This window comes from Paenibacillus sp. FSL R7-0313 (assembly GCF_037969885.1).
In the GTDB taxonomy this organism is placed as follows: domain Bacteria; phylum Bacillota; class Bacilli; order Paenibacillales; family Paenibacillaceae; genus Paenibacillus.
Window position 1 is genome coordinate 2064934 of sequence record NZ_CP150219.1, and the last position, 19508, is coordinate 2084441.

Consider the following 19508-nt stretch of genomic DNA (forward strand, 5'->3'; position numbering starts at 1 on the left):
TCAGCTCCCTTTGAAACTTTATCTTCTTTTTCTTATTTTCAATCGACCAGTGATTTTTGAATGCTGCTTTTGCCTGCAAGAACTGTCCAAACCTAGTAGCAGCAAAACTTTCCAAGCTGAAGAGATATTTATCATCTGACCAATGACTTGGACCAACATCATTGTTTTTGTCTCATGAACTGAGAAATGGATAAATTGAACCAAAATATTGTGTTAGAGCGACAATCAAAAATGGGCAAAAACTGATTTATTTTACCATATGGCAGGCATTGACATCCGCATTGAAAGATTTATACTAAACATAATTCATATTAGATTAGTCGGCTTTAAGATGTATTGAAATGCAGAATGGGGGAAATTCACAGATGAACTTGTTGGAGAAAGAAGAATTGGCACGGACGAAGGCAGAGGAACTGGAACATGCTAGTCCAGAGGATATTATTCGTTATGCTATTGAAACATTTCCTAATATCACTTTTGCATGTAGCTTTGGTGCGGAAGATGTTGTACTTGTAGATATGTTGCAGAAGATCAGCCCATCCACAGATATTTTTTATCTGGATACTGATTTCCACTTCAAAGAAACATATGAAACACGTGATAAGATGCAAGAGAACTACAACCTTGAATTTGTACGCGTGTCACCTAAGATTACTCCGGAAGAGCAGGCAGCTCAACACGGTGAAGAGTTGTGGAAGTCTGATCCCAATGCGTGCTGTAACATTCGCAAAGTCGAACCGTTAACACGAATTCTTTCTCAGTATGATGCATGGATTACAGGTATTCGCAGAGATCAAGCACCAACTCGTGCAAACTCCAAGAAGGTTGAGTATGATTCAAAATTTGGCCTGATGAAGTTTAATCCGATTGCACATTGGACGACGGAGGATGTATGGCAATATATTCGTGACAATAACGTTGTATATAATCCTCTACATGATCAGAACTACCCGAGTATTGGCTGTGAGCATTGCACACGTCAGGTTATGCCTGGCGAGGACCCTCGTGCTGGACGCTGGTCTGGTAATGATAAAACGGAATGTGGCCTTCATAAATAATAGATACACAAGGAACTGACAAGATGACATCGATTCTGCCACATGGAGGTACGCTGGTTCAGCGTATCGTACAAGGAAAAGAACGGGAGCAATTGTTGCAAGACAGTAAAAACTTATCCTCTTTGCTTATTAATACCTGGACGATATCAGATTTGGATCTGATTGGTGTGGGTGCCTTCTCACCACTTTAAGGTTTCTTGAATGAGGAAGATTACCTTTCGGTGGTGTCTCGCATGCGTCTCGCTGATGGAACGGTCTTGAGTATACCGATTACACTTGCTGTTGACGATAAACAAGCTGCATCCCTCCAGATTGGTGAACTTGTGAAACTTGTTGGTGATCAAGATGGAGTAACTTATGGACTGCTCGAAGTCCAAAGTTTATACCAGGTGGATCAGGGTGACGAAGTCCGGCGTGTACTCAAAACAGATGATCCCGAGCACCCTGGTGTTAAAAAACTGTTGGAGCGCCCTGAAACATACGTAGGAGGTCCAATCAAGTATTGAACCGTCCAAAACCTCCGAAATTTGAAGAGTTCTATTATGATCCTGCAGATACCCGGAAGATTTTTAAGGAGAAGGGTTGGAAGACGGTAGTCGGTTTTCAGACACGTAATCCGGTCCACCAACCAGGCTCATGAGTACATCCAGAAGAGCGCTATGGAGATTGTAGATGCCCCCTTCCTGAATCCGCTTGTGGGAGAGACGAAGTCCGACGATGTTCCCGCAGATGTTCGGATGAAGAGTTATCTGGTATTACTGGAGAACTATTACCCGGCTGATGGTGCGTTTCTTGGTGTGTTCCCTGCAGCCATGCGGTATGCCGGTCCACGGGAAGCTATTTCCATGCGATGGTTCACAAAAATTACGGGTGTACCCATTTTATTTTTGGTCGTGACCATGCGGGTGTGGGTGATTATTATGGAACATATGAAGCACAAGAGATATTTACTAACTTTACAGCAGAGGAACTGGGGATCACTCCGTTGTTCTTCGAACATAGTTTCTTCTGTACCAAATGTGAAAACATGGCATCTAGCAAAACTTACCCACATGATAAAGAACACCATATGGCGCTTTCCGGCACCAAAGTACGCGGGTTGCTCCGTGACGGTCAGTGCCCTCCACCTGAATTTACACGTCCTGAGGTAGCTGAGGTGCTGATTGAGGGAATGGCGGAGCAAGTCCGGTCCTAGCGGTATATTTGTCCATCTTGTCCCATATAGATGATTAGAGTCATTTATAGGGACGAGGTGGTTTTTTTTATGCGTAAAAATATGGGGAAACACTTTGTAGTTTGGATTAGGTTAAAAACACTCAAAAGGGTCATGCTGAGCCTCTGTCTGCTGGCCATGTTAGTGGCCGTAATGTCCTATGAGCTGCCTTCCGCCAAGACGTCAGGTTATTGGAGTTTGCCGATGGCGGGTAAAGTCATTGCCATTGATGCAGGACACGGAGGTCCAGATGGGGGAGCTGTGAGTAAACAGGGGGTTATTGAAAAAGATATCAACCTGTCTATCGCCCTGTATGTGAGAGATTATTTGCAACAGGCAGGGGCCTTAGTGATTATGACACGAGAAATAGATACCGATCTGGCGGAAGCGGACACTAAAGGGTACTCCAAACGCAAGACGGAAGATCTGAAACAAAGAGTACGGCGGATAGAGGATAAGCAAGCAGATCTCTTTATTAGCATTCACATGAACAGCGTCCCGTCCAACCGATGGAGTGGAGCGCAGGTTTTCTATACAACTAACCATCCGGATAACGAAGGTTTGGCCAATTTGCTTCAACAAGAGATGGTTCGTAATCTGGAGAATACAGATCGAATCGCCAAAACGGTGAATACGGTTTATCTGTTACAGGCTCTGAAGATCCCTTCAGCGCTGGTAGAAGTGGGTTTCCTTTCTCATCCGGAAGAGGCACGTATGCTTGCCGACGAAGCTTATCAACGCAAGGTAGCTGCTTCGATCTATAATGGGATTCTCAGATATTCCTCAGGAGAACGGCCTAAAAGTTAGTCAGAACAAGAAAGGTAATGATATAATTGGATCAGCATACCTAATTACATGCCAATAGATAAAGCTGAGGTGCTGTCTGATGTTATCAAAAGAACAGATACTTGAACTATTACAGCCATTACAAGAACCGCAATTGGGAGTAAGTCTGACCGAACTGGAATGGGTTCGAGATATTATGGTGAAAGAAAATCATGTGGCTCTGACCATAGTGACACTGGAAAATCGACCTGAGGATACAACAGCCTTAAGTGATGCAGCGCGTAACTTGTTGTCCCAGCACGGACTGAAGGATGTACATATTCGTGTGCGTGCAGCTTCTGAGCATGATCGTGAGAGCCTGAATATGGGACAACCCGATAATGAGCCAGATCGGGACGAAGTGCTCGTAAAAGGTCATGCAGCGGGTCTAGATGGACATGAGTTGTTGAGTCCTGAATCAGGTGTTCGTTTTATTGCCGTGGCCAGTGGTAAAGGTGGCGTTGGTAAATCAACGGTAACCGTTAATCTCGCTGCAGCCTTGGCACGTCAAGGCAAGAAAGTGGGCTTAATTGATGCGGATATCTATGGCTTCAGTGTACCCGACATGATGGGGATTGAAGAATATCCGGTCGTTGAAGATGGCGTTATTCAACCGGTTGAACGTTTTGGCGTCAAAGTCATGTCGATGGGCTTCTTTATTCGGGAGAATAACCCGGTAATCTGGCGTGGACCCATGCTAGGTCGGATGCTGCGTCAATTCTTTACGGATGTCCAGTGGGGCGAATTAGATTATGTATTACTGGATTTGCCACCAGGTACGGGAGATGTTGCTTTGGATGTGCATCAGATGTTGCCACAGAGCAAGGAAATCATCGTTACCACGCCGCATGCAACGGCAGCTTTTGTCGCAGCACGTGCGGGTGCGATGGCCATTCAGACCGATCATGAGTTACTTGGTGTGGTTGAGAATATGGCTTACTATGAGTGTGGCAGTTGCGGAGAGAAGGATTATGTCTTTGGTCGTGGAGGTGGGGGAAGACTTGCGGAAAGTCTGCATACGAGCCTGCTTGCCCAGATTCCATTAGGCACGCCGGATAATCATCCTTCCGAGCCTGATTTCTCACCTTCTGTTTACAAAGCAGATTCCCGTATAGGGGCTATCTACGATGAAGTTGCCCGGTCCATTGAATCCAAATTCTAATGGTATGAGTGTTATAAATACAAATAAAGCCTGCGTCCATTTGGATGCAGGCTTTTCAGTATCTGTGGTGCGTATTAACACCTACTGTTTATGATCCGCCGCCCGAATCTCCACTGCTACCACCATCTCCGCCATCACTACCACCTTGGCCTTGACCGTCTTGCTGTCCGCCTTGCTCTTGCCCTTGTTGTCCGCCACTTTCTACTTTGGGTTGCAATTCCTCCTGCACTACCTTCTTGAGCAAAGTTAGTACTTCCATGCGGAACAACGGGTTTTGCATCACTTCCTGCATGACAGTCATCGTCTGTTTACGATAATCCGGAGTCTTCGTCATATCCATGAACATCTTGGATACCTCAGGTGACTTCATGATGTCTTCAACAGACTTTTGATATGTGGGATCTTTAATCAATTGCATATGAAGTTGTTTACTTTGTGCGTTGATCACTTTGGCAAATTCACCCGCAAACTGCGGATCGGTCATGATCTTTTCGAATTCCTTCTTATATTCGGGAGCTGTGATGGTATCTTTTACTGCAATACGTATTTGTTCCGAAGATTGCACAGGCATTAACATCTTCATACCAATGGATCCCGAAGCACCACCCGAACCGCCGCCTTCTTCAGAACCGCTGCTACCGCTGGATGAGCTTTGACCTGTAAGAGCTTCCTCCACCGCTTTCTTGCCTTCATCACTTTTCAAAATATCTACAACCATTGTTTTCATCTCTTTATAACTGCCCTGAGGAGGCGAAGAACTCTGATCTGAACCGCAGCCGGCAAGCATGACGGATAGCCCCAGTACGACACAGCATAGCTGCCACAAAGGCCGTTTCATGTGTACAATCCCTCCTTGATTAGATACTGGATGTAGTATGTGATGGGAAAGGGGGAAATATGTTGAGCGATGATGGTTTTTTGCTGAGAAGGTTGGTAAAATAAACACTCGGGGGTGGAAAACTTTTGAATTTACGTAGATGGTTTTTCCTGTTTTGGACAGCCTTGCTTATCGGGGCCGCGGGAGCATTGGGTACAGGATTGATTATGATGCTGGTGAACGGGGAGAAAACAAATGGATTAAATGATTTTCTTCTGTATCTTTTGATCCTATTTGGATCAGGGGTTATGATCAGCGTGTATTCACAAATGGGTTTCTTTGCATATCTGATATTGAATTATATGGGTAAAGGTGTATTTCCTAAGCGCGGTTGGCAGATCGTGCAAGTAGTATTAACCGTGTTAGCCCTGTTTGACGTGATGTTTTTACGTCTGTTTGTTGGGGGAGACCGGGAGCGCATATCGGATATTGTGTTAGGTCTCATTATTTTGGCAGCTGCAATTGTTACCGCTTACGTTAAAGTAAAGCTCACTCATCTCTCCGCGCTTGTACCTACACTCTTTTTCATGATTGCCGTCACCATAGTGGAGACGATCGGCGTATTACGTATTGATGTAAATGCTGCAACCATATTTATTGTGGTTCCCTTGCTCCTATGTAATGCATACCAAATGCTGATATTGCACAGGCTGGTGGATGTATCTACGAACCGGAGTGTAAGTGGAAAGGCAGAACAGTTGAAAGAAAGCCGAGCATAGAATTCAATTTGCATAAAAAACATACCAAAAAGAGCTAACCTGGTTAGCTCTTTTCAACTTTTACACTCGTATTCGAGCTGTAGCTCTAGCAATCAACCACTTATTGACTACTGGCTTGGTCACGAACTTCTTTGCCCTCGACACTGGAATGGTTCAGTAATTCCGAGACAGTAACGAATTCATAACCCTGATTTTTCAATTTGTCGATAATGACAGGGAGTGCTTCATGCGTTTGTTTGGAGGAATCGCTTGCATGCAGTAACACGATGTCACCCGGATGTGCTTTACTAACCACGCGATCAACAATGGTCTGTACACCAGGGTTTTTCCAATCCAAGGAGTCGGTATCCCACTGCACAACCTGATAATTCAGACTATTGGCTACCTGAAGCACTCGCTTGTCAAAGTCCCCGTTGGGCAGACGTAGTAATTTCGGTTCTTTTCCCGTTAAATCGGTTAAAATGCTATGAGCTGTCGAAATTTCTTTGCGAATTTCTTCCTCAGTCAGGCTGCTGTAGTTCTCATGTCTGTGACCATGGCTGCCAATTTCATATCCTGCCTCTTTGATGGCAGTAACAATTTCGGGGTGTGTCTTGCTCCAGGGGGAGGAAAGGAAAAAGGTTGCCTTTTGCACTTTATTCTCCTGAAGAACTTTCAAAATCGGCTCTGTCCGTTTATCCCCCCAGCTAATGTCAAAGGTAAGTGCGATTACCTTCTTCTCGGTTGGAACGCTGTAAACGGCTGATGGTGCTTCCTCCGAGAATACGGAGACATTGCCTCTCTCCAGATAGATAATACCGATCGCAAAGATGGCAGCAACGAGGACAATCAGGTACCGTTTAATCTTTTTGCCGCTAAATACATAGAACGAGTTCATTTCAATAAGCGCCCCTCTCCCATAAGAAATGCTTGTTTACTCTCCAATGTATGCTCGTACTGCCCAGTTATTCGTCACTGATCCTTGTTTGTCCATCATTTTAGATTCTACAGGAGGTTATTATGTTAAAATTCAGTACATTTCTTAAAGATCTTGGTTCCATCCGCAGTGCATTAATCTGGTCCGTAGTTTTGTTTGCTGTTGGTATAGGGGCAGGATGGGTGAGTACAGGGCCACTGGAAGAACTGTTATTGAACCAAATCGGAGGATTACGTGAAGTCAGTGAACGGCTGGAGCAGGGGGGAAATGTGCAATGGAACTTCTTTCTGTTTATCTTTTTCAATAATGCCATCAAAAGTGTACTTGTCATCTATGCCGGTATATTCTTCGGAATTCTGCCTGTCATCTTCCTGCTGATCAATGGGATGGTCCTTGGATTTGTGGTGCACACCACGATGAATTATGGAGCAAGCTTCTATGATATTGTGGTTAAAGGTTTACTTCCGCATGGCATTATTGAAATTCCGGTCATTATTATTGCTTGCGCCTTCGGACTGAAGTTTGGTGGTCTGGTTATCAAAAGCCTTGCACAACTTGGAAGTGACAAGCGAAATACGATGGGTAGCCGGTGGAGAACATTCATGTATAGGACGTTAACGGCATCCTTCTGGGTTGTCATCTTGCTTCTTGTTGCAGCAATCATCGAAAGCACACTTACGTATACTCTGGTGAGAGGATAAAATTTTGTGATGGTTGGCATTCATAAATTTTCAGAAAGTTGACCATAACAATAAAACGGGTTCCAGCAGCACCTACAAAAAGCGAATGCACGAGGTGCTGCATGGAACTTCTGTAAGTGTGATAAAGAGGCTATGCACAAAAAGGAGAACTCTAATGCTGGGTATGTTGTTTAACGAGAAGGAATGCAAGGAACTAGACTATGTGCTGCGTAAAGAATTAGATGAGATGCTTTTCGATCTAAGTGATAATCGTCTTGACCAAGAGATCAAATATGCTATCGCGAGCCGATATAAGACTGTGTTCCGCATGTATGCACGCTTTGCCCCACCAAAAGAGTTGTCCAAGTATGCAAGAGGTGGGAAGCTGAAAAAGTCGAAGCCGTAATGCTGAAGCTGATCATATATTCGCTTTACAGTAATGGAAGTGAGGTGCGGCTCTTGTTAGCGGGTGCTGTACCTCTGAACCATGAGAATGTGAGATTGTTAAGGGGGTTCATACTTTTTGTCGAAAAAGGGTTGACCTTTCTAATTTCATATGGTAAATTAATTTTCGTTCCTTTTTTAGGAGCAGTTCACTAAAACAAGCATGAAAATAAAGCGATTGAAAATAATCGAAAAAATAATGCTTGCAAAGAGAACTTCAACATGATATATTATAAAAGTCGCCGCTGAAACGACGACAACATGAAAAACCGCACTAAATTGAATGTTTGATCTTTGAAAACTGAACAACGAGTGAGTAAACATTCTGCTTGCAGAATGAACGCGAAAGTTTGAAACAAGCCTTGGCTTGAATCGGCTGGAGCACAAATGAGATTTTTAATCTCGTCAGATTCAAAATGAGCTTATCGCTCTTTTCAATACTTTATTGGAGAGTTTGATCCTGGCTCAGGACGAACGCTGGCGGCATGCCTAATACATGCAAGTCGAGCGGACTTGAAGAGAAGCTTGCTTCTCTGATGGTTAGCGGCGGACGGGTGAGTAACACGTAGGCAACCTGCCCTCAAGTTTGGGACAACTACCGGAAACGGTAGCTAATACCGAATAATTGTTTTCTTCGCCTGAAGGAAACTGGAAAGACGGAGCAATCTGTCACTTGGGGATGGGCCTGCGGCGCATTAGCTAGTTGGTGGGGTAACGGCTCACCAAGGCGACGATGCGTAGCCGACCTGAGAGGGTGATCGGCCACACTGGGACTGAGACACGGCCCAGACTCCTACGGGAGGCAGCAGTAGGGAATCTTCCGCAATGGGCGAAAGCCTGACGGAGCAATGCCGCGTGAGTGATGAAGGTTTTCGGATCGTAAAGCTCTGTTGCCAGGGAAGAACGCTTGGGAGAGTAACTGCTCTCAAGGTGACGGTACCTGAGAAGAAAGCCCCGGCTAACTACGTGCCAGCAGCCGCGGTAATACGTAGGGGGCAAGCGTTGTCCGGAATTATTGGGCGTAAAGCGCGCGCAGGCGGTCATTTAAGTCTGGTGTTTAATCCCGGGGCTCAACCCCGGATCGCACTGGAAACTGGGTGACTTGAGTGCAGAAGAGGAGAGTGGAATTCCACGTGTAGCGGTGAAATGCGTAGATATGTGGAGGAACACCAGTGGCGAAGGCGACTCTCTGGGCTGTAACTGACGCTGAGGCGCGAAAGCGTGGGGAGCAAACAGGATTAGATACCCTGGTAGTCCACGCCGTAAACGATGAGTGCTAGGTGTTAGGGGTTTCGATACCCTTGGTGCCGAAGTTAACACATTAAGCACTCCGCCTGGGGAGTACGGTCGCAAGACTGAAACTCAAAGGAATTGACGGGGACCCGCACAAGCAGTGGAGTATGTGGTTTAATTCGAAGCAACGCGAAGAACCTTACCAGGTCTTGACATCTGAATGACCGGTGCAGAGATGTACCTTTTCTTCGGAACATTCAAGACAGGTGGTGCATGGTTGTCGTCAGCTCGTGTCGTGAGATGTTGGGTTAAGTCCCGCAACGAGCGCAACCCTTATATTTAGTTGCCAGCATTTCGGATGGGCACTCTAGATAGACTGCCGGTGACAAACCGGAGGAAGGTGGGGATGACGTCAAATCATCATGCCCCTTATGACCTGGGCTACACACGTACTACAATGGCCGGTACAACGGGCTGCGAAATCGCGAGATGGAGCCAATCCCAACAAAGCCGGTCTCAGTTCGGATTGCAGGCTGCAACTCGCCTGCATGAAGTCGGAATTGCTAGTAATCGCGGATCAGCATGCCGCGGTGAATACGTTCCCGGGTCTTGTACACACCGCCCGTCACACCACGAGAGTTTATAACACCCGAAGTCGGTGGGGTAACCGCAAGGAGCCAGCCGCCGAAGGTGGGATAGATGATTGGGGTGAAGTCGTAACAAGGTAGCCGTATCGGAAGGTGCGGCTGGATCACCTCCTTTCTATGGAGAATCGTTTCCTGCAACGGAAACATTCAAATATGCAGGTTCTCAGAACCTGCAACAGCGATTCATTTCGGTCCGTCACTTCGGTGTGGATGAAATGAAGAGCACAAGCAACTCACTCGTTGCTCAGTTTTGAGAGCTCAAACTCTCAAACGTTTGGTGGCGATAGCGAAGGGGTTCCACACGTTCCCATCCCGAACACGACCGTTAAGCCCTTCAGCGTCAATGGTACTTGGACCGCAGGGTCCTGGGAGAGTAGAACGCCGCCAAGCGTAACCCATTTTGGGTTCAAATAGTATATGTAATGTGGGCCCTTAGCTCAGTTGGTTAGAGCGCACCTCTGATAAGGGTGAGGCCGGTGGTTCGAGTCCACCAGGGCCCACCATCTATACCTTTAAACTTTATATGGGGCCATAGCTCAGCTGGGAGAGCGCCTGCCTTGCAAGCAGGAGGTCAGCGGTTCGATCCCGCTTGGCTCCACCAAAAATGATTTACAAGTTTGTTCTTTGAAAACTAGATATCGAAACGAAACAAACGCGAATTAGAACATTCCTTTTTAGCTGAACTTGTGTTAAACAAGTTTCAATAAAAACGGTAGTCAAATTGCTTTTGTGATGGTATCGGGTGAGAGTGACTTTTGGATTTGGACGCAGTCCAAACCAAGGGAAGCGAGCGACCGAAACCGGAACAAAATGGTTAAGCTACTAAGAGCACACGGAGGATGCCTAGGCGCTAGGAGCCGATGAAGGACGTGGCGAACAACGAAACTGCCTCGGGGAGCTGTAAGCAAGCTTTGATCCGGGGGTGTCCGAATGGGGAAACCCAGCTGGGGTAATTTCCAGTTACACCTAACTGAATACATAGGTTAGTGTGAGGCATACCAGGGGAACTGAAACATCTAAGTACCCTGAGGAAGAGAAAACAATAGTGATTCCGTCAGTAGCGGCGAGCGAACGCGGAGAAGCCCAAACCAGAGAGCTTGCTCTTTGGGGTTGTGGGACGTCTCACATGGAGTTACAAAGGAACCGGTTAAGCGAAGAGGTCTGGAAAGGCCCGCCAAAGAAGGTAAAAGCCCTGTAGTTGAAAGTCTGTTCCCTCCGAGACGGATCCCGAGTAGTGCGGGGCACGTGAAACCCCGTATGAATCCGGCAGGACCATCTGCCAAGGCTAAATACTTCCTAGCGACCGATAGTGAAGCAGTACCGTGAGGGAAAGGTGAAAAGCACCCCGGAAGGGGAGTGAAATAGAACCTGAAACCGTGTGCTTACAAAAAGTCAGAGCCCGTTTTAGGGGTGATGGCGTGCCTTTTGTAGAATGAACCGGCGAGTTACGTTCCCGTGCAAGGTTAAGGTGAAGAGCCGGAGCCGCAGCGAAAGCGAGTCTGAATAGGGCGACTGAGTACGTGGACGTAGACCCGAAACCGGGTGATCTACCCCTGTCCAGGGTGAAGGTGCGGTAACACGCACTGGAGGCCCGAACCCACGCATGTTGAAAAATGCGGGGATGAGGTGGGGGTAGCGGAGAAATTCCAATCGAACTCGGAGATAGCTGGTTCTCCCCGAAATAGCTTTAGGGCTAGCCTCGGAAAACAGAGTCGTGGAGGTAGAGCACTGATTGGGTGCGGGGCCCGCAAGGGTTACCAAGCTCAGTCAAACTCCGAATGCCATAGACTTACTTCCGGGAGTCAGACAGTGAGTGCTAAGATCCATTGTCAAAAGGGAAACAGCCCAGACCATCAGCTAAGGTCCCCAAGTGTGTGTTAAGTGGGAAAGGATGTGGAGTTGCACAGACAACCAGGATGTTGGCTTAGAAGCAGCCACCATTGAAAGAGTGCGTAATAGCTCACTGGTCGAGTGACTCTGCGCCGAAAATGTAACGGGGCTAAACACACCACCGAAGCTATGGCTTGATGCTTTGCATCAGGGGTAGGGGAGCGTTGTATAAGGGTTGAAGGTGTACCGTAAGGAGCGCTGGACATTATACAAGTGAGAATGCCGGTATGAGTAACGAAAAGATCAGTGAGAATCTGATCCGCCGAAAGCCTAAGGGTTCCTGAGGAAGGCTCGTCCGCTCAGGGTAAGTCGGGACCTAAGGCGAGGCCGAAAGGCGTAGTCGAAGGACAACAGGTCGAAATTCCTGTACCACCGTAAGCCGTTATGAGCAATGGGGGGACGCAGTAGGGTAGTGACGCGGACTGATGGATGTCCGTCTAAGCAGTGAGGCTGATGTGTAGGCAAATCCGCACATTGTAAGGCTGAGCTGTGATGGGGAGCGAAAATTGTAGTAGCGAAGGTCATGATCTCACACTGCCAAGAAAAGCCTCTAGCCAGGTGATGGTGCCCGTACCGCAAACCGACACAGGTAGGCGAGAAGAGTATTCTAAGGCGCGCGGAAGAACTCTCGTTAAGGAACTCGGCAAAATGACCCCGTAACTTCGGGAGAAGGGGTGCCCCGGTAGTGTGAATAGCACGAGGGGGCCGCAGTGAAAAGGCCCAAGCGACTGTTTAGCAAAAACACAGGTCTGTGCGAAGCCGTAAGGCGAAGTATACGGGCTGACGCCTGCCCGGTGCTGGAAGGTTAAGGGGAGTGGTTAGGGAGTAATCCCGAAGCTGTGAACCGAAGCCCCAGTAAACGGCGGCCGTAACTATAACGGTCCTAAGGTAGCGAAATTCCTTGTCAGGTAAATTCTGACCCGCACGAATGGCGTAACGACTTGGGCGCTGTCTCAACGAGAGATCCGGTGAAATTTTAATACCTGTGAAGATGCAGGTTACCCGCGACAAGACGGAAAGACCCCATGGAGCTTTACTGCAGCTTGATATTGAATTTGGGTACGATCTGTACAGGATAGGTGGGAGCCTTTGAAACGTGAGCGCCAGCTTGCGTGGAGGCAACGTTGGGATACCACCCTGATCGTATCTAGGTTCTAACCTGGTACCGTAATCCGGTGCGGGGACAGTGTCAGGTGGGCAGTTTGACTGGGGCGGTCGCCTCCTAAAGAGTAACGGAGGCGCCCAAAGGTTCCCTCAGAATGGTTGGAAATCATTCGAAGAGTGCAAAGGCATAAGGGAGCTTGACTGCGAGACCTACAAGTCGAGCAGGGACGAAAGTCGGGCTTAGTGATCCGGTGGTACCGCATGGAAGGGCCATCGCTCAACGGATAAAAGCTACCCTGGGGATAACAGGCTTATCTCCCCCAAGAGTCCACATCGACGGGGAGGTTTGGCACCTCGATGTCGGCTCATCGCATCCTGGGGCTGAAGTAGGTCCCAAGGGTTGGGCTGTTCGCCCATTAAAGCGGTACGCGAGCTGGGTTCAGAACGTCGTGAGACAGTTCGGTCCCTATCTGTCGTGGGCGTAGGAAATTTGAGAGGAGCTGTCCTTAGTACGAGAGGACCGGGATGGACGTACCGCTGGTGTACCAGTTGTTCCGCCAGGAGCACCGCTGGGTAGCTATGTACGGACGGGATAAACGCTGAAAGCATCTAAGCGTGAAGCCCCCCTCAAGATGAGATTTCCCAGTATGTAAGACCCCTTGAAGACGACGAGGTAGATAGGCTGGGGGTGGAAGTGCAGCAATGCATGGAGCTGACCAGTACTAATCGGTCGAGGGCTTATCCAATAGCAAGTGATAATTCGCGTGTTTCGTTTCGAATCTAGTTTTCAGAGAACAACACTCTGAAATGTAAGCTACGCGTTTGGTGGCGATGGCGGAGGGGTTCCACACGTACCCATCCCGAACACGACCGTTAAGCCCTCTAGCGCCGATGGTACTTGGACCGCAGGGTCCTGGGAGAGTAGGACGCCGCCAAGCGAACTCTTTCATCATACATAGAAAACAGGCTCTGCATGTGGACGTTGTACGATGAATTGCATTTGCCCTGCAAATGCATATTATTCCCTGATAGCTCAGTTGGTAGAGCACTCGACTGTTAATCGAGTTGTCACAGGTTCGAGCCCTGTTCGGGGAGCCATTTGCTCTCATAGCTCAGTAGGTAGAGTGCATCCATGGTAAGGATGAGGTCACCGGTTCGATCCCGGTTGAGAGCTTTGGAAATGGGGCCCGTTGGTCAAGGGGTTAAGACACCTCCCTTTCACGGAGGTAACAGGGGTTCGAATCCCCTACGGGTCATATAGTTGGAGGCTTAGCTCAGCTGGGAGAGCATCTGCCTTACAAGCAGAGGGTCGGGGGTTCGATCCCCTCAGCCTCCACCATATTATTTTATTGGGGATTAGCCAAGCGGTAAGGCAACGGACTTTGACTCCGTCATGCATAGGTTCAAATCCTATATCCCCAGCCATTTTAGTATGAGTCATTAGCTCAGTTGGTAGAGCACCTGACTTTTAATCAGGGTGTCGAAGGTTCGAGCCCTTCATGACTCACCATCATATGCGCGTGTGGCGGAATTGGCAGACGCACTAGACTTAGGATCTAGCGTCTTTGACGTGGGGGTTCAAGTCCCTCCACGCGCATCCTTTATTTGCGGAAGTGGCTCAGCGGTAGAGCATCGCCTTGCCAAGGCGAGGGTCGCGGGTTCGATTCCCGTCTTCCGCTCCAATATTTTGCGCCCTTAGCTCAGCTGGATAGAGCGTTTGACTACGAATCAAAAGGCCGGGAGTTCGAATCTCTCAGGGCGCGCCATTATTTTTTTAGTATCGGGATGTAGCTCAGCTTGGTAGAGCACCTGGTTTGGGACCAGGGGGTCGCATGTTCAAATCGTGTCATCCCGATTTTTATTTATGCGGGTGTAGTTCAATGGTAGAACTTTAGCCTTCCAAGCTAATAGCGTGGGTTCGATTCCCATCACCCGCTTACAGGACATAATGAAAGAGCCTTTGCATCTGCAGAGGCTTTTTTATTTATATTAAAGCAAGAATCAGCAGTTATTTTATGTGATATTTTATGTAAAGTACAGTATAGGTTACTTAAAAAAGAGCCAAGACCTCCCTATCTCAATAGCAAAGGGGTCTTGGCTCTTCTGTGTATCTCTGTGGATGAGTTGCTTCTAAGACGTAGCAGCTATTGTAACGTGACGTGAGTACAAGTTAACGTTCGTTGTGATCCGTCACTCTTCTACGCATGCCAGCTAATCCAAGCAGTCCCAGCAAACCGAGCCAGCCCCAATCCATGCCGTTGTCACGGTCGGTTGTTGTGGCGTTTGCACGAACACTATTGGTACGATAGTCACCATTGTTGCGGTAGTTTCCATCCATATTCAGATTGGTGTTTGTGCGATCCATGTAGTTGGTGTCCTGATAAGACCGGACACGTGAGCCGGTTGTATCCATTCCTTTGGACATATGACCATCTGCAGCAGCAGGGCCAGCCATCGCGGCCACCAGAAGCACGGAAGCAATAATTGTTGTACCTTTCTTCATCATTTGAATTCCTCCTTTTTGGTTAGAGCTATAAATTAATCTGCCCAAGAAGACAAGGACAATATGTAAAAATGGTCTGTTAAGATATCCCTTTGACTACAGAGAATTAACAAAGTACATAAGAAGCTCCCCTAATAAGCAGACTGAAGTGGGAAGAAAATTATAATTACATCTTTAATTTATTGCGTCACTGTGGTAAAGTATACAAAAGCTTGCTTTGCCGGTCATGTTTCTTTGTATATCATCTGTTCTCAAACAATGGAATTATGCGGTTAAACCTTACGATCAGGTACATGGGATCATATCTAAAAGAACTGTATATTTATGAATTTTTTAGAATAGGTATGAGACATTTGAGTTATTTAAAGTACGTGAAAAAGGTATCATGCGACAGCATATGACCATTAATTGAAGCAGAACAAGAAAATGAATAAAAAAGCGTGTTTTTGTGCTGTAAATCGGGGATAATCCCCATTTTTTCTAGTAGAAAAATAAAGATTTTCGTACCATTTTATTGTATGATGTTATGAAGGTGTCAAATTTACGTGTACGAATGGAACGATCAGATGGGAGGATAAGCATGACTGAAACTATGGTAACCGCCAGCAAAAGCCAATCCAACAACCTGCTTCGGCGAGACGTGCGGTTCCTGGGCAATATACTCGGAGAAGTTCTTGTCCATCAAGGCGGCACGGAGCTTCTAGATATCGTTGAGAAGATTCGGGAAACGAGCAAATCGTTGCGTGCAGAATTTCTGCCAGAACTCTATGCAGAGTTCAAAACGATGATCCAGGAATTAGACTCGGACAATCGTCATCAGGTTATTCGGGCTTTCGCTATTTATTTTCAATTAGTTAATATTGCTGAACAAAACCATCGGATCCGGCGTAAACGGGATTATGAACGTTCTGCAGGGGACGCTGTGCAGCCAGGATCGATTGAGAAAGCAGTACAGGATCTTAAGGAACGTGGACTGTCTCATACAGAGGTGGAAGAGATTCTCGACGATTTGTCGTTGGAACTCGTTATGACAGCTCACCCAACCGAAGCCATGCGCCGGGTTATACTGGACATCCACAAGCGGATATCCGAAGACGTCATGTCACTTGATAATCCTACGCTGACGTTGCGTGAACGTGAACAGTTGCGGGAGAAACTGCTGAATGAAGTTATTACACTCTGGCAGACAGATGAACTTCGCGACCGCAAACCGACTGTACTCGATGAAGTGCGGAACGGGATGTATTACTTTCATGAAACGTTGTTCCACGTACTTCCGGATGTATATCAGGAGCTGGAACGCTGCCTGAACAAATTTTATCCTGACCATGACTGGCATGTGCCGACGTATTTGCGGTTCGGTTCCTGGATCGGTGGAGACCGGGATGGAAATCCTTCGGTAACTTCAGATGTAACATGGCAGACGCTGTTGATGCAACGCAAGCTTGCTTTGCGTGAATACCAACGGATTATGATTGAACTTATGGGCCATCTCAGCTTCAGCACAAACATCATTCATGTATCGGATGAGCTGGTGCAGTCGATTGAGCAGGACCGTAAATCTGTTACATTGAAAAAAGTGGATATCTGGCGGAATGAAAAAGAGCCATACCGCATCAAATTGGCCTATATGATTGCCAAGCTGAACAATGTACTGGATGAGAACAAATTAGGTCAGCCTGACCGTTATCATAGCGCACAGGATTTGATTGATGAACTGATGATTATTGATCGAAGTCTGCGCCATCATTTTGCAGATTACGTAGCAGATACGACCATTCGCAAAATGATTCGTCAAGTCGAATTGTTTGGTTTCCATACCGCAGCTTTGGATGTGCGTCAGCACAGTAAGGAACATGAAAATGCGATGTCGGAAATTTTAGCTAAAATGAACATTGTAGAGGATTATGCGCGTCTGACTGAAGACGGTAAAATTGATCTGCTTGCTCGTTTGCTGGATGATCCACGTCCGCTTACTTCTCCTTATCACCAATACACGGAGGGAACCAAAGAGTGTCTGGATGTCTTCCGTACCATTAAGCGTGCCCAGAATGAATTTGGGAACGGCTGTATCACAAGTTACCTGATCAGTATGACGCAGGGCGCAAGTGATTTGCTGGAGGTTATGGTATTTGCCAAGGAAGTGGGCTTATTCACCAAAGGTCACAACGGTGATGTTGTATCTACACTTCAAGCGGTACCGCTGTTTGAAACGATTGATGATCTACATGCGGCTTCGGACATTATGGAGAAGCTGTTCAACCTTCCTGTATACCGCGCAAGCGTAAAAGGGCGGAATGAACTGCATGAAATCATGCTTGGTTATTCAGATAGTAACAAGGATGGCGGCGTGGTTACAGCCAACTGGGAACTGCGCGTAGCAATGAATGCCATCACGGCTGTAGGTAATGAACACGGCGTTAAGCTGAAGTTCTTCCATGGACGTGGCGGGGCTCTTGGACGTGGCGGCATGCCACTCAACCGCAGTATTCTTGCTCAACCACCACATACGATTGGTGGAGGCATCAAGATTACGGAGCAGGGAGAGGTTATTTCTTCCCGTTATTCCCTTCAGGGGATTGCATACCGCAGTCTGGAGCAGGCAACTTCGGCTCTAATCACAGCAGCACTTAATGGGCTTGAGCCGCAAGAGTCAGCATCCGAACGTCATTGGGACAGCATCATCAAAGAGATTTCGGAAGTATCTCTGACGAAATATCAGGATCTGATTTTCCGTGATCCAGACTTCTTTACCTTCTTCAAAGAATCAACGCCGCTTCCGGAGGTTGGTGAGCTGAATATTGGTTCCCGTCCATCCAAGCGTAAAAATAGCGATAAGTTTGAAGATCTGAGAGCGATCCCTTGGGTATTCGCCTGGACTCAAAGTCGTTATCTGCTTCCGGCATGGTATGCGGCAGGAACAGGATTGCAAAGTTACTATCAGGATAAAGAGGAAAATCTGGCTGTCCTGAAAGAAATGTATGCAAGCTTCCCATTCTTCCGTACATTAATTGATACGGTACAGATGGCCGTAGCCAAGGCAGATCTGGTGATTGCCAAAGAATATTCAGCCATGACTTCGAACGAGGAAGCCCGTGATCGCATATACGGTCAGATCGAAGCCGAATTCAAGCTCACAAAAGATCTGATTCTGAAAATTACCGGAGAAGCTGAAATTCTGGATGATGTACCGGTTATTCAAGAGTCCATTCGCCTTCGTAACCCTTATGTAGATCCGTTGTCCTACATGCAAGTTCAACTTCTGAGCGAGCTCAGAGATATGCGTGAACGTGGTGAGGATGATACGGAACTGCTCAGAGAAGTGTTGCTGACCATCAATGGCATCGCTGCAGGACTGCGTAACACAGGTTGATGATTGAACTGCTGCATTGAATAATTATATGTAACAAAGTACCCATTACTTTGTTGAATAAAAGCTCCATTCTCTGCTCTACGGAGTGAGAGATGAAACGGGACTCCTGCGGGAGTTCCCGTTTTTACTGTTTTTGGCGGATATTTGTCATACAGTCTTGATTTTTGACCAAAGTTGATTTACGATTTGATTGGTGAATTACAAGTGTGGACGGGTATCAGAAGACGGAAGACCCATCAGCATGTCTGGGGGAATAAGGGTGGACAATTTGGAGAACAGGCTTGTGAAACTGGTGCTCAAGGGCGACCAGAGAGCCTTCGCAGAAATCGTTGAACTATATAAGGACAAGCTATTTCATTTGGCATACCGGATGCTGAACAATCGTCATGAAGCTGAAGACGTTGTGCAGGAGACGTTTTTGCGTGTGTTTCGTAATATGGAGAAGTACGATCCGAACCAGAAGTTCTCAACCTGGATCTACCGGATCGCGACGAATCTGTGTATTGACCGACTGCGCAGAAAGAAACCTTCATACTCTTTGGATGCTGAACTGAATGATCAGGAAGGATCTGATGGTTATGCGATGCTCCCGAGTGATGATCGTACACCGGAGAGTGAAGCACTCCTGTCAGAAACGCAGACACTCATTCGTGAGGCCATTGACAGTTTGCCAGCCAAGTATAAGTCCGTTATGATTCTGAGATATTTACAGGACTTGTCGCTACAGGAAATCAGTGATGTGACAGGTATGCCCGTAACAACGATCAAGACACGCGTTCATCGGGGCCGTGATTTTCTACGTAAAAAATTGGAGTATAAGTTATAAATGTTAAGAGCCTTTAAATTATGGGCGAAATTATTTGA

Annotated in this window: 11 protein-coding genes, 13 tRNA genes, 4 rRNA genes and 1 pseudogene; 26 read left to right on the plus strand and 3 right to left on the minus strand. The window is 47.0% G+C overall.

Annotation, left to right across the window (positions count from 1 at the left end; genetic code table 11):
* The first annotated feature begins 365 nt into the window (after nt 1-365).
* From NSQ38_RS09035 to NSQ38_RS09050, 4 genes and pseudogenes are all read left to right on the plus strand, one after another.
* Nucleotides 366-1058 (plus strand): phosphoadenylyl-sulfate reductase, encoded by a 693-nt coding sequence (locus NSQ38_RS09035; RefSeq protein ID WP_091039173.1) that lies wholly within the window; start codon nt 366-368, stop codon nt 1056-1058.
* 23 nt (nt 1059-1081) lie between these two features.
* A pseudogene (gene sat / locus NSQ38_RS09040) lies at nt 1082-2253 on the plus strand (sulfate adenylyltransferase).
* A gap of 69 nt (nt 2254-2322) precedes the next feature.
* Nucleotides 2323-3078, plus strand: a complete 756-nt coding sequence (cwlD, locus tag NSQ38_RS09045) for an N-acetylmuramoyl-L-alanine amidase CwlD (protein WP_339788669.1) — start codon at nt 2323-2325, stop codon at nt 3076-3078.
* Between the two features lie 79 nt (nt 3079-3157).
* The gene (locus NSQ38_RS09050; protein WP_338588644.1) at nt 3158-4258 is read left to right on the plus strand and encodes an Mrp/NBP35 family ATP-binding protein; all 1101 of its coding nucleotides are present in this window, start codon (nt 3158-3160) and stop codon (nt 4256-4258) included.
* A gap of 88 nt (nt 4259-4346) precedes the next feature.
* On the opposite strand, the gene gerD is transcribed toward NSQ38_RS09050, so the two are convergent.
* The gene (gene gerD / locus NSQ38_RS09055) at nt 4347-5096 is read right to left on the minus strand and encodes a spore germination lipoprotein GerD (RefSeq protein ID WP_338588643.1); all 750 of its coding nucleotides are present in this window, start codon (nt 5094-5096) and stop codon (nt 4347-4349) included.
* Between the two features lie 125 nt (nt 5097-5221).
* Between gerD and NSQ38_RS09060 the strand changes: the two genes are divergently transcribed.
* Nucleotides 5222-5854 (plus strand): KinB-signaling pathway activation protein, encoded by a 633-nt coding sequence (locus tag NSQ38_RS09060; RefSeq protein WP_339788672.1) that lies wholly within the window; start codon nt 5222-5224, stop codon nt 5852-5854.
* A 100-nt stretch (nt 5855-5954) separates the two neighbouring features.
* On the opposite strand, the gene pdaB is transcribed toward NSQ38_RS09060, so the two are convergent.
* A complete protein-coding gene (gene pdaB / locus NSQ38_RS09065; RefSeq protein ID WP_338588641.1) occupies nt 5955-6731 on the minus strand; it encodes a polysaccharide deacetylase family sporulation protein PdaB in 777 nt (258 codons plus the stop codon).
* 122 nt (nt 6732-6853) lie between these two features.
* On the opposite strand from pdaB, the gene NSQ38_RS09070 reads away from it, so the two are divergent.
* The 19 genes from NSQ38_RS09070 to NSQ38_RS09160 all read left to right on the plus strand — a co-directional run bounded on the left by NSQ38_RS09070 (nt 6854) and on the right by NSQ38_RS09160 (nt 14705).
* Nucleotides 6854-7471 carry a stage II sporulation protein M gene (locus NSQ38_RS09070; RefSeq protein WP_338588640.1) on the plus strand — a complete coding sequence of 206 codons (618 nt, stop codon included), beginning with the start codon at nt 6854-6856 and terminating at the stop codon, nt 7469-7471.
* 154 nt (nt 7472-7625) lie between these two features.
* On the plus strand, nt 7626-7856 hold the full coding sequence (locus NSQ38_RS09075; RefSeq protein ID WP_017692114.1) for a hypothetical protein: 231 nt from the start codon (nt 7626-7628) through the stop codon (nt 7854-7856).
* A gap of 480 nt (nt 7857-8336) precedes the next feature.
* A 16S ribosomal RNA gene (locus NSQ38_RS09080) occupies nt 8337-9889 on the plus strand.
* Nucleotides 9890-10047: 158 nt separating this feature from the next.
* Nucleotides 10048-10164: ribosomal RNA gene (rrf, locus tag NSQ38_RS09085) — 5S ribosomal RNA — on the plus strand.
* Between the two features lie 36 nt (nt 10165-10200).
* Nucleotides 10201-10277 (plus strand) — tRNA-Ile (locus NSQ38_RS09090).
* A 22-nt stretch (nt 10278-10299) separates the two neighbouring features.
* Nucleotides 10300-10375, plus strand: a tRNA-Ala gene (locus tag NSQ38_RS09095).
* Between the two features lie 211 nt (nt 10376-10586).
* Nucleotides 10587-13514 (plus strand): 23S ribosomal RNA (locus NSQ38_RS09100).
* A gap of 75 nt (nt 13515-13589) precedes the next feature.
* Nucleotides 13590-13706: ribosomal RNA gene (gene rrf / locus NSQ38_RS09105) — 5S ribosomal RNA — on the plus strand.
* The 16S, 23S and 5S rRNA genes sit together here with 13 tRNA genes alongside, the layout of an rRNA operon.
* A gap of 84 nt (nt 13707-13790) precedes the next feature.
* Nucleotides 13791-13866, plus strand: a tRNA-Asn gene (locus tag NSQ38_RS09110).
* 3 nt (nt 13867-13869) lie between these two features.
* Nucleotides 13870-13942 (plus strand) — tRNA-Thr (locus NSQ38_RS09115).
* Nucleotides 13943-13952: 10 nt separating this feature from the next.
* Nucleotides 13953-14024: transfer RNA gene (locus tag NSQ38_RS09120), tRNA-Glu, on the plus strand.
* 7 nt (nt 14025-14031) lie between these two features.
* Nucleotides 14032-14107: transfer RNA gene (locus NSQ38_RS09125), tRNA-Val, on the plus strand.
* 11 nt (nt 14108-14118) lie between these two features.
* Nucleotides 14119-14193 (plus strand) — tRNA-Gln (locus NSQ38_RS09130).
* 9 nt (nt 14194-14202) lie between these two features.
* Nucleotides 14203-14278, plus strand: a tRNA-Lys gene (locus NSQ38_RS09135).
* Between the two features lie 6 nt (nt 14279-14284).
* Nucleotides 14285-14365 (plus strand) — tRNA-Leu (locus NSQ38_RS09140).
* Nucleotides 14366-14375: 10 nt separating this feature from the next.
* Nucleotides 14376-14450, plus strand: a tRNA-Gly gene (locus tag NSQ38_RS09145).
* A gap of 7 nt (nt 14451-14457) precedes the next feature.
* A tRNA-Arg gene (locus NSQ38_RS09150) sits at nt 14458-14534 on the plus strand.
* A 15-nt stretch (nt 14535-14549) separates the two neighbouring features.
* Nucleotides 14550-14623 (plus strand) — tRNA-Pro (locus NSQ38_RS09155).
* 11 nt (nt 14624-14634) lie between these two features.
* Nucleotides 14635-14705 (plus strand) — tRNA-Gly (locus NSQ38_RS09160).
* Nucleotides 14706-14938: 233 nt separating this feature from the next.
* On the opposite strand, the gene NSQ38_RS09165 is transcribed toward NSQ38_RS09160, so the two are convergent.
* Nucleotides 14939-15274: a WGxxGxxG family protein gene (locus NSQ38_RS09165; protein WP_338588639.1), complete on the minus strand. Its 336-nt coding sequence runs from the start codon at nt 15272-15274 to the stop codon at nt 14939-14941.
* A gap of 577 nt (nt 15275-15851) precedes the next feature.
* Between NSQ38_RS09165 and ppc the strand changes: the two genes are divergently transcribed.
* Both ppc and sigW read left to right on the plus strand, forming a co-directional pair.
* Complete coding sequence (ppc, locus tag NSQ38_RS09170) at nt 15852-18644, plus strand: phosphoenolpyruvate carboxylase (protein ID WP_339788674.1); 2793 nt, start codon at nt 15852-15854, stop codon at nt 18642-18644.
* Between the two features lie 259 nt (nt 18645-18903).
* On the plus strand, nt 18904-19470 hold the full coding sequence (gene sigW / locus NSQ38_RS09175) for an RNA polymerase sigma factor SigW (RefSeq protein ID WP_017692117.1): 567 nt from the start codon (nt 18904-18906) through the stop codon (nt 19468-19470).
* Nucleotides 19471-19508 lie beyond the last annotated feature (38 nt).

Excerpts from the sequence above, each read along its gene's own strand:
- NSQ38_RS09035 (WP_091039173.1), top strand. The coding sequence starts at position 366 with ATGAACTTGTTGGAGAAAGAAGAATTGGCACGGACGAAGGCAGAGGAA.
- cwlD (WP_339788669.1), top strand. The coding sequence starts at position 2,323 with ATGCGTAAAAATATGGGGAAACACTTTGTAGTTTGGATTAGGTTAAAA.
- NSQ38_RS09050 (WP_338588644.1), top strand. The coding sequence starts at position 3,158 with ATGTTATCAAAAGAACAGATACTTGAACTATTACAGCCATTACAAGAA.
- gerD (WP_338588643.1), bottom strand. The coding sequence starts at position 5,096 with ATGAAACGGCCTTTGTGGCAGCTATGCTGTGTCGTACTGGGGCTATCC.
- pdaB (WP_338588641.1), bottom strand. The coding sequence starts at position 6,731 with ATGAACTCGTTCTATGTATTTAGCGGCAAAAAGATTAAACGGTACCTG.
- NSQ38_RS09070 (WP_338588640.1), top strand. The coding sequence starts at position 6,854 with ATGTTAAAATTCAGTACATTTCTTAAAGATCTTGGTTCCATCCGCAGT.
- NSQ38_RS09075 (WP_017692114.1), top strand. The coding sequence starts at position 7,626 with ATGCTGGGTATGTTGTTTAACGAGAAGGAATGCAAGGAACTAGACTAT.
- NSQ38_RS09165 (WP_338588639.1), bottom strand. The coding sequence starts at position 15,274 with ATGATGAAGAAAGGTACAACAATTATTGCTTCCGTGCTTCTGGTGGCC.
- ppc (WP_339788674.1), top strand. The coding sequence starts at position 15,852 with ATGACTGAAACTATGGTAACCGCCAGCAAAAGCCAATCCAACAACCTG.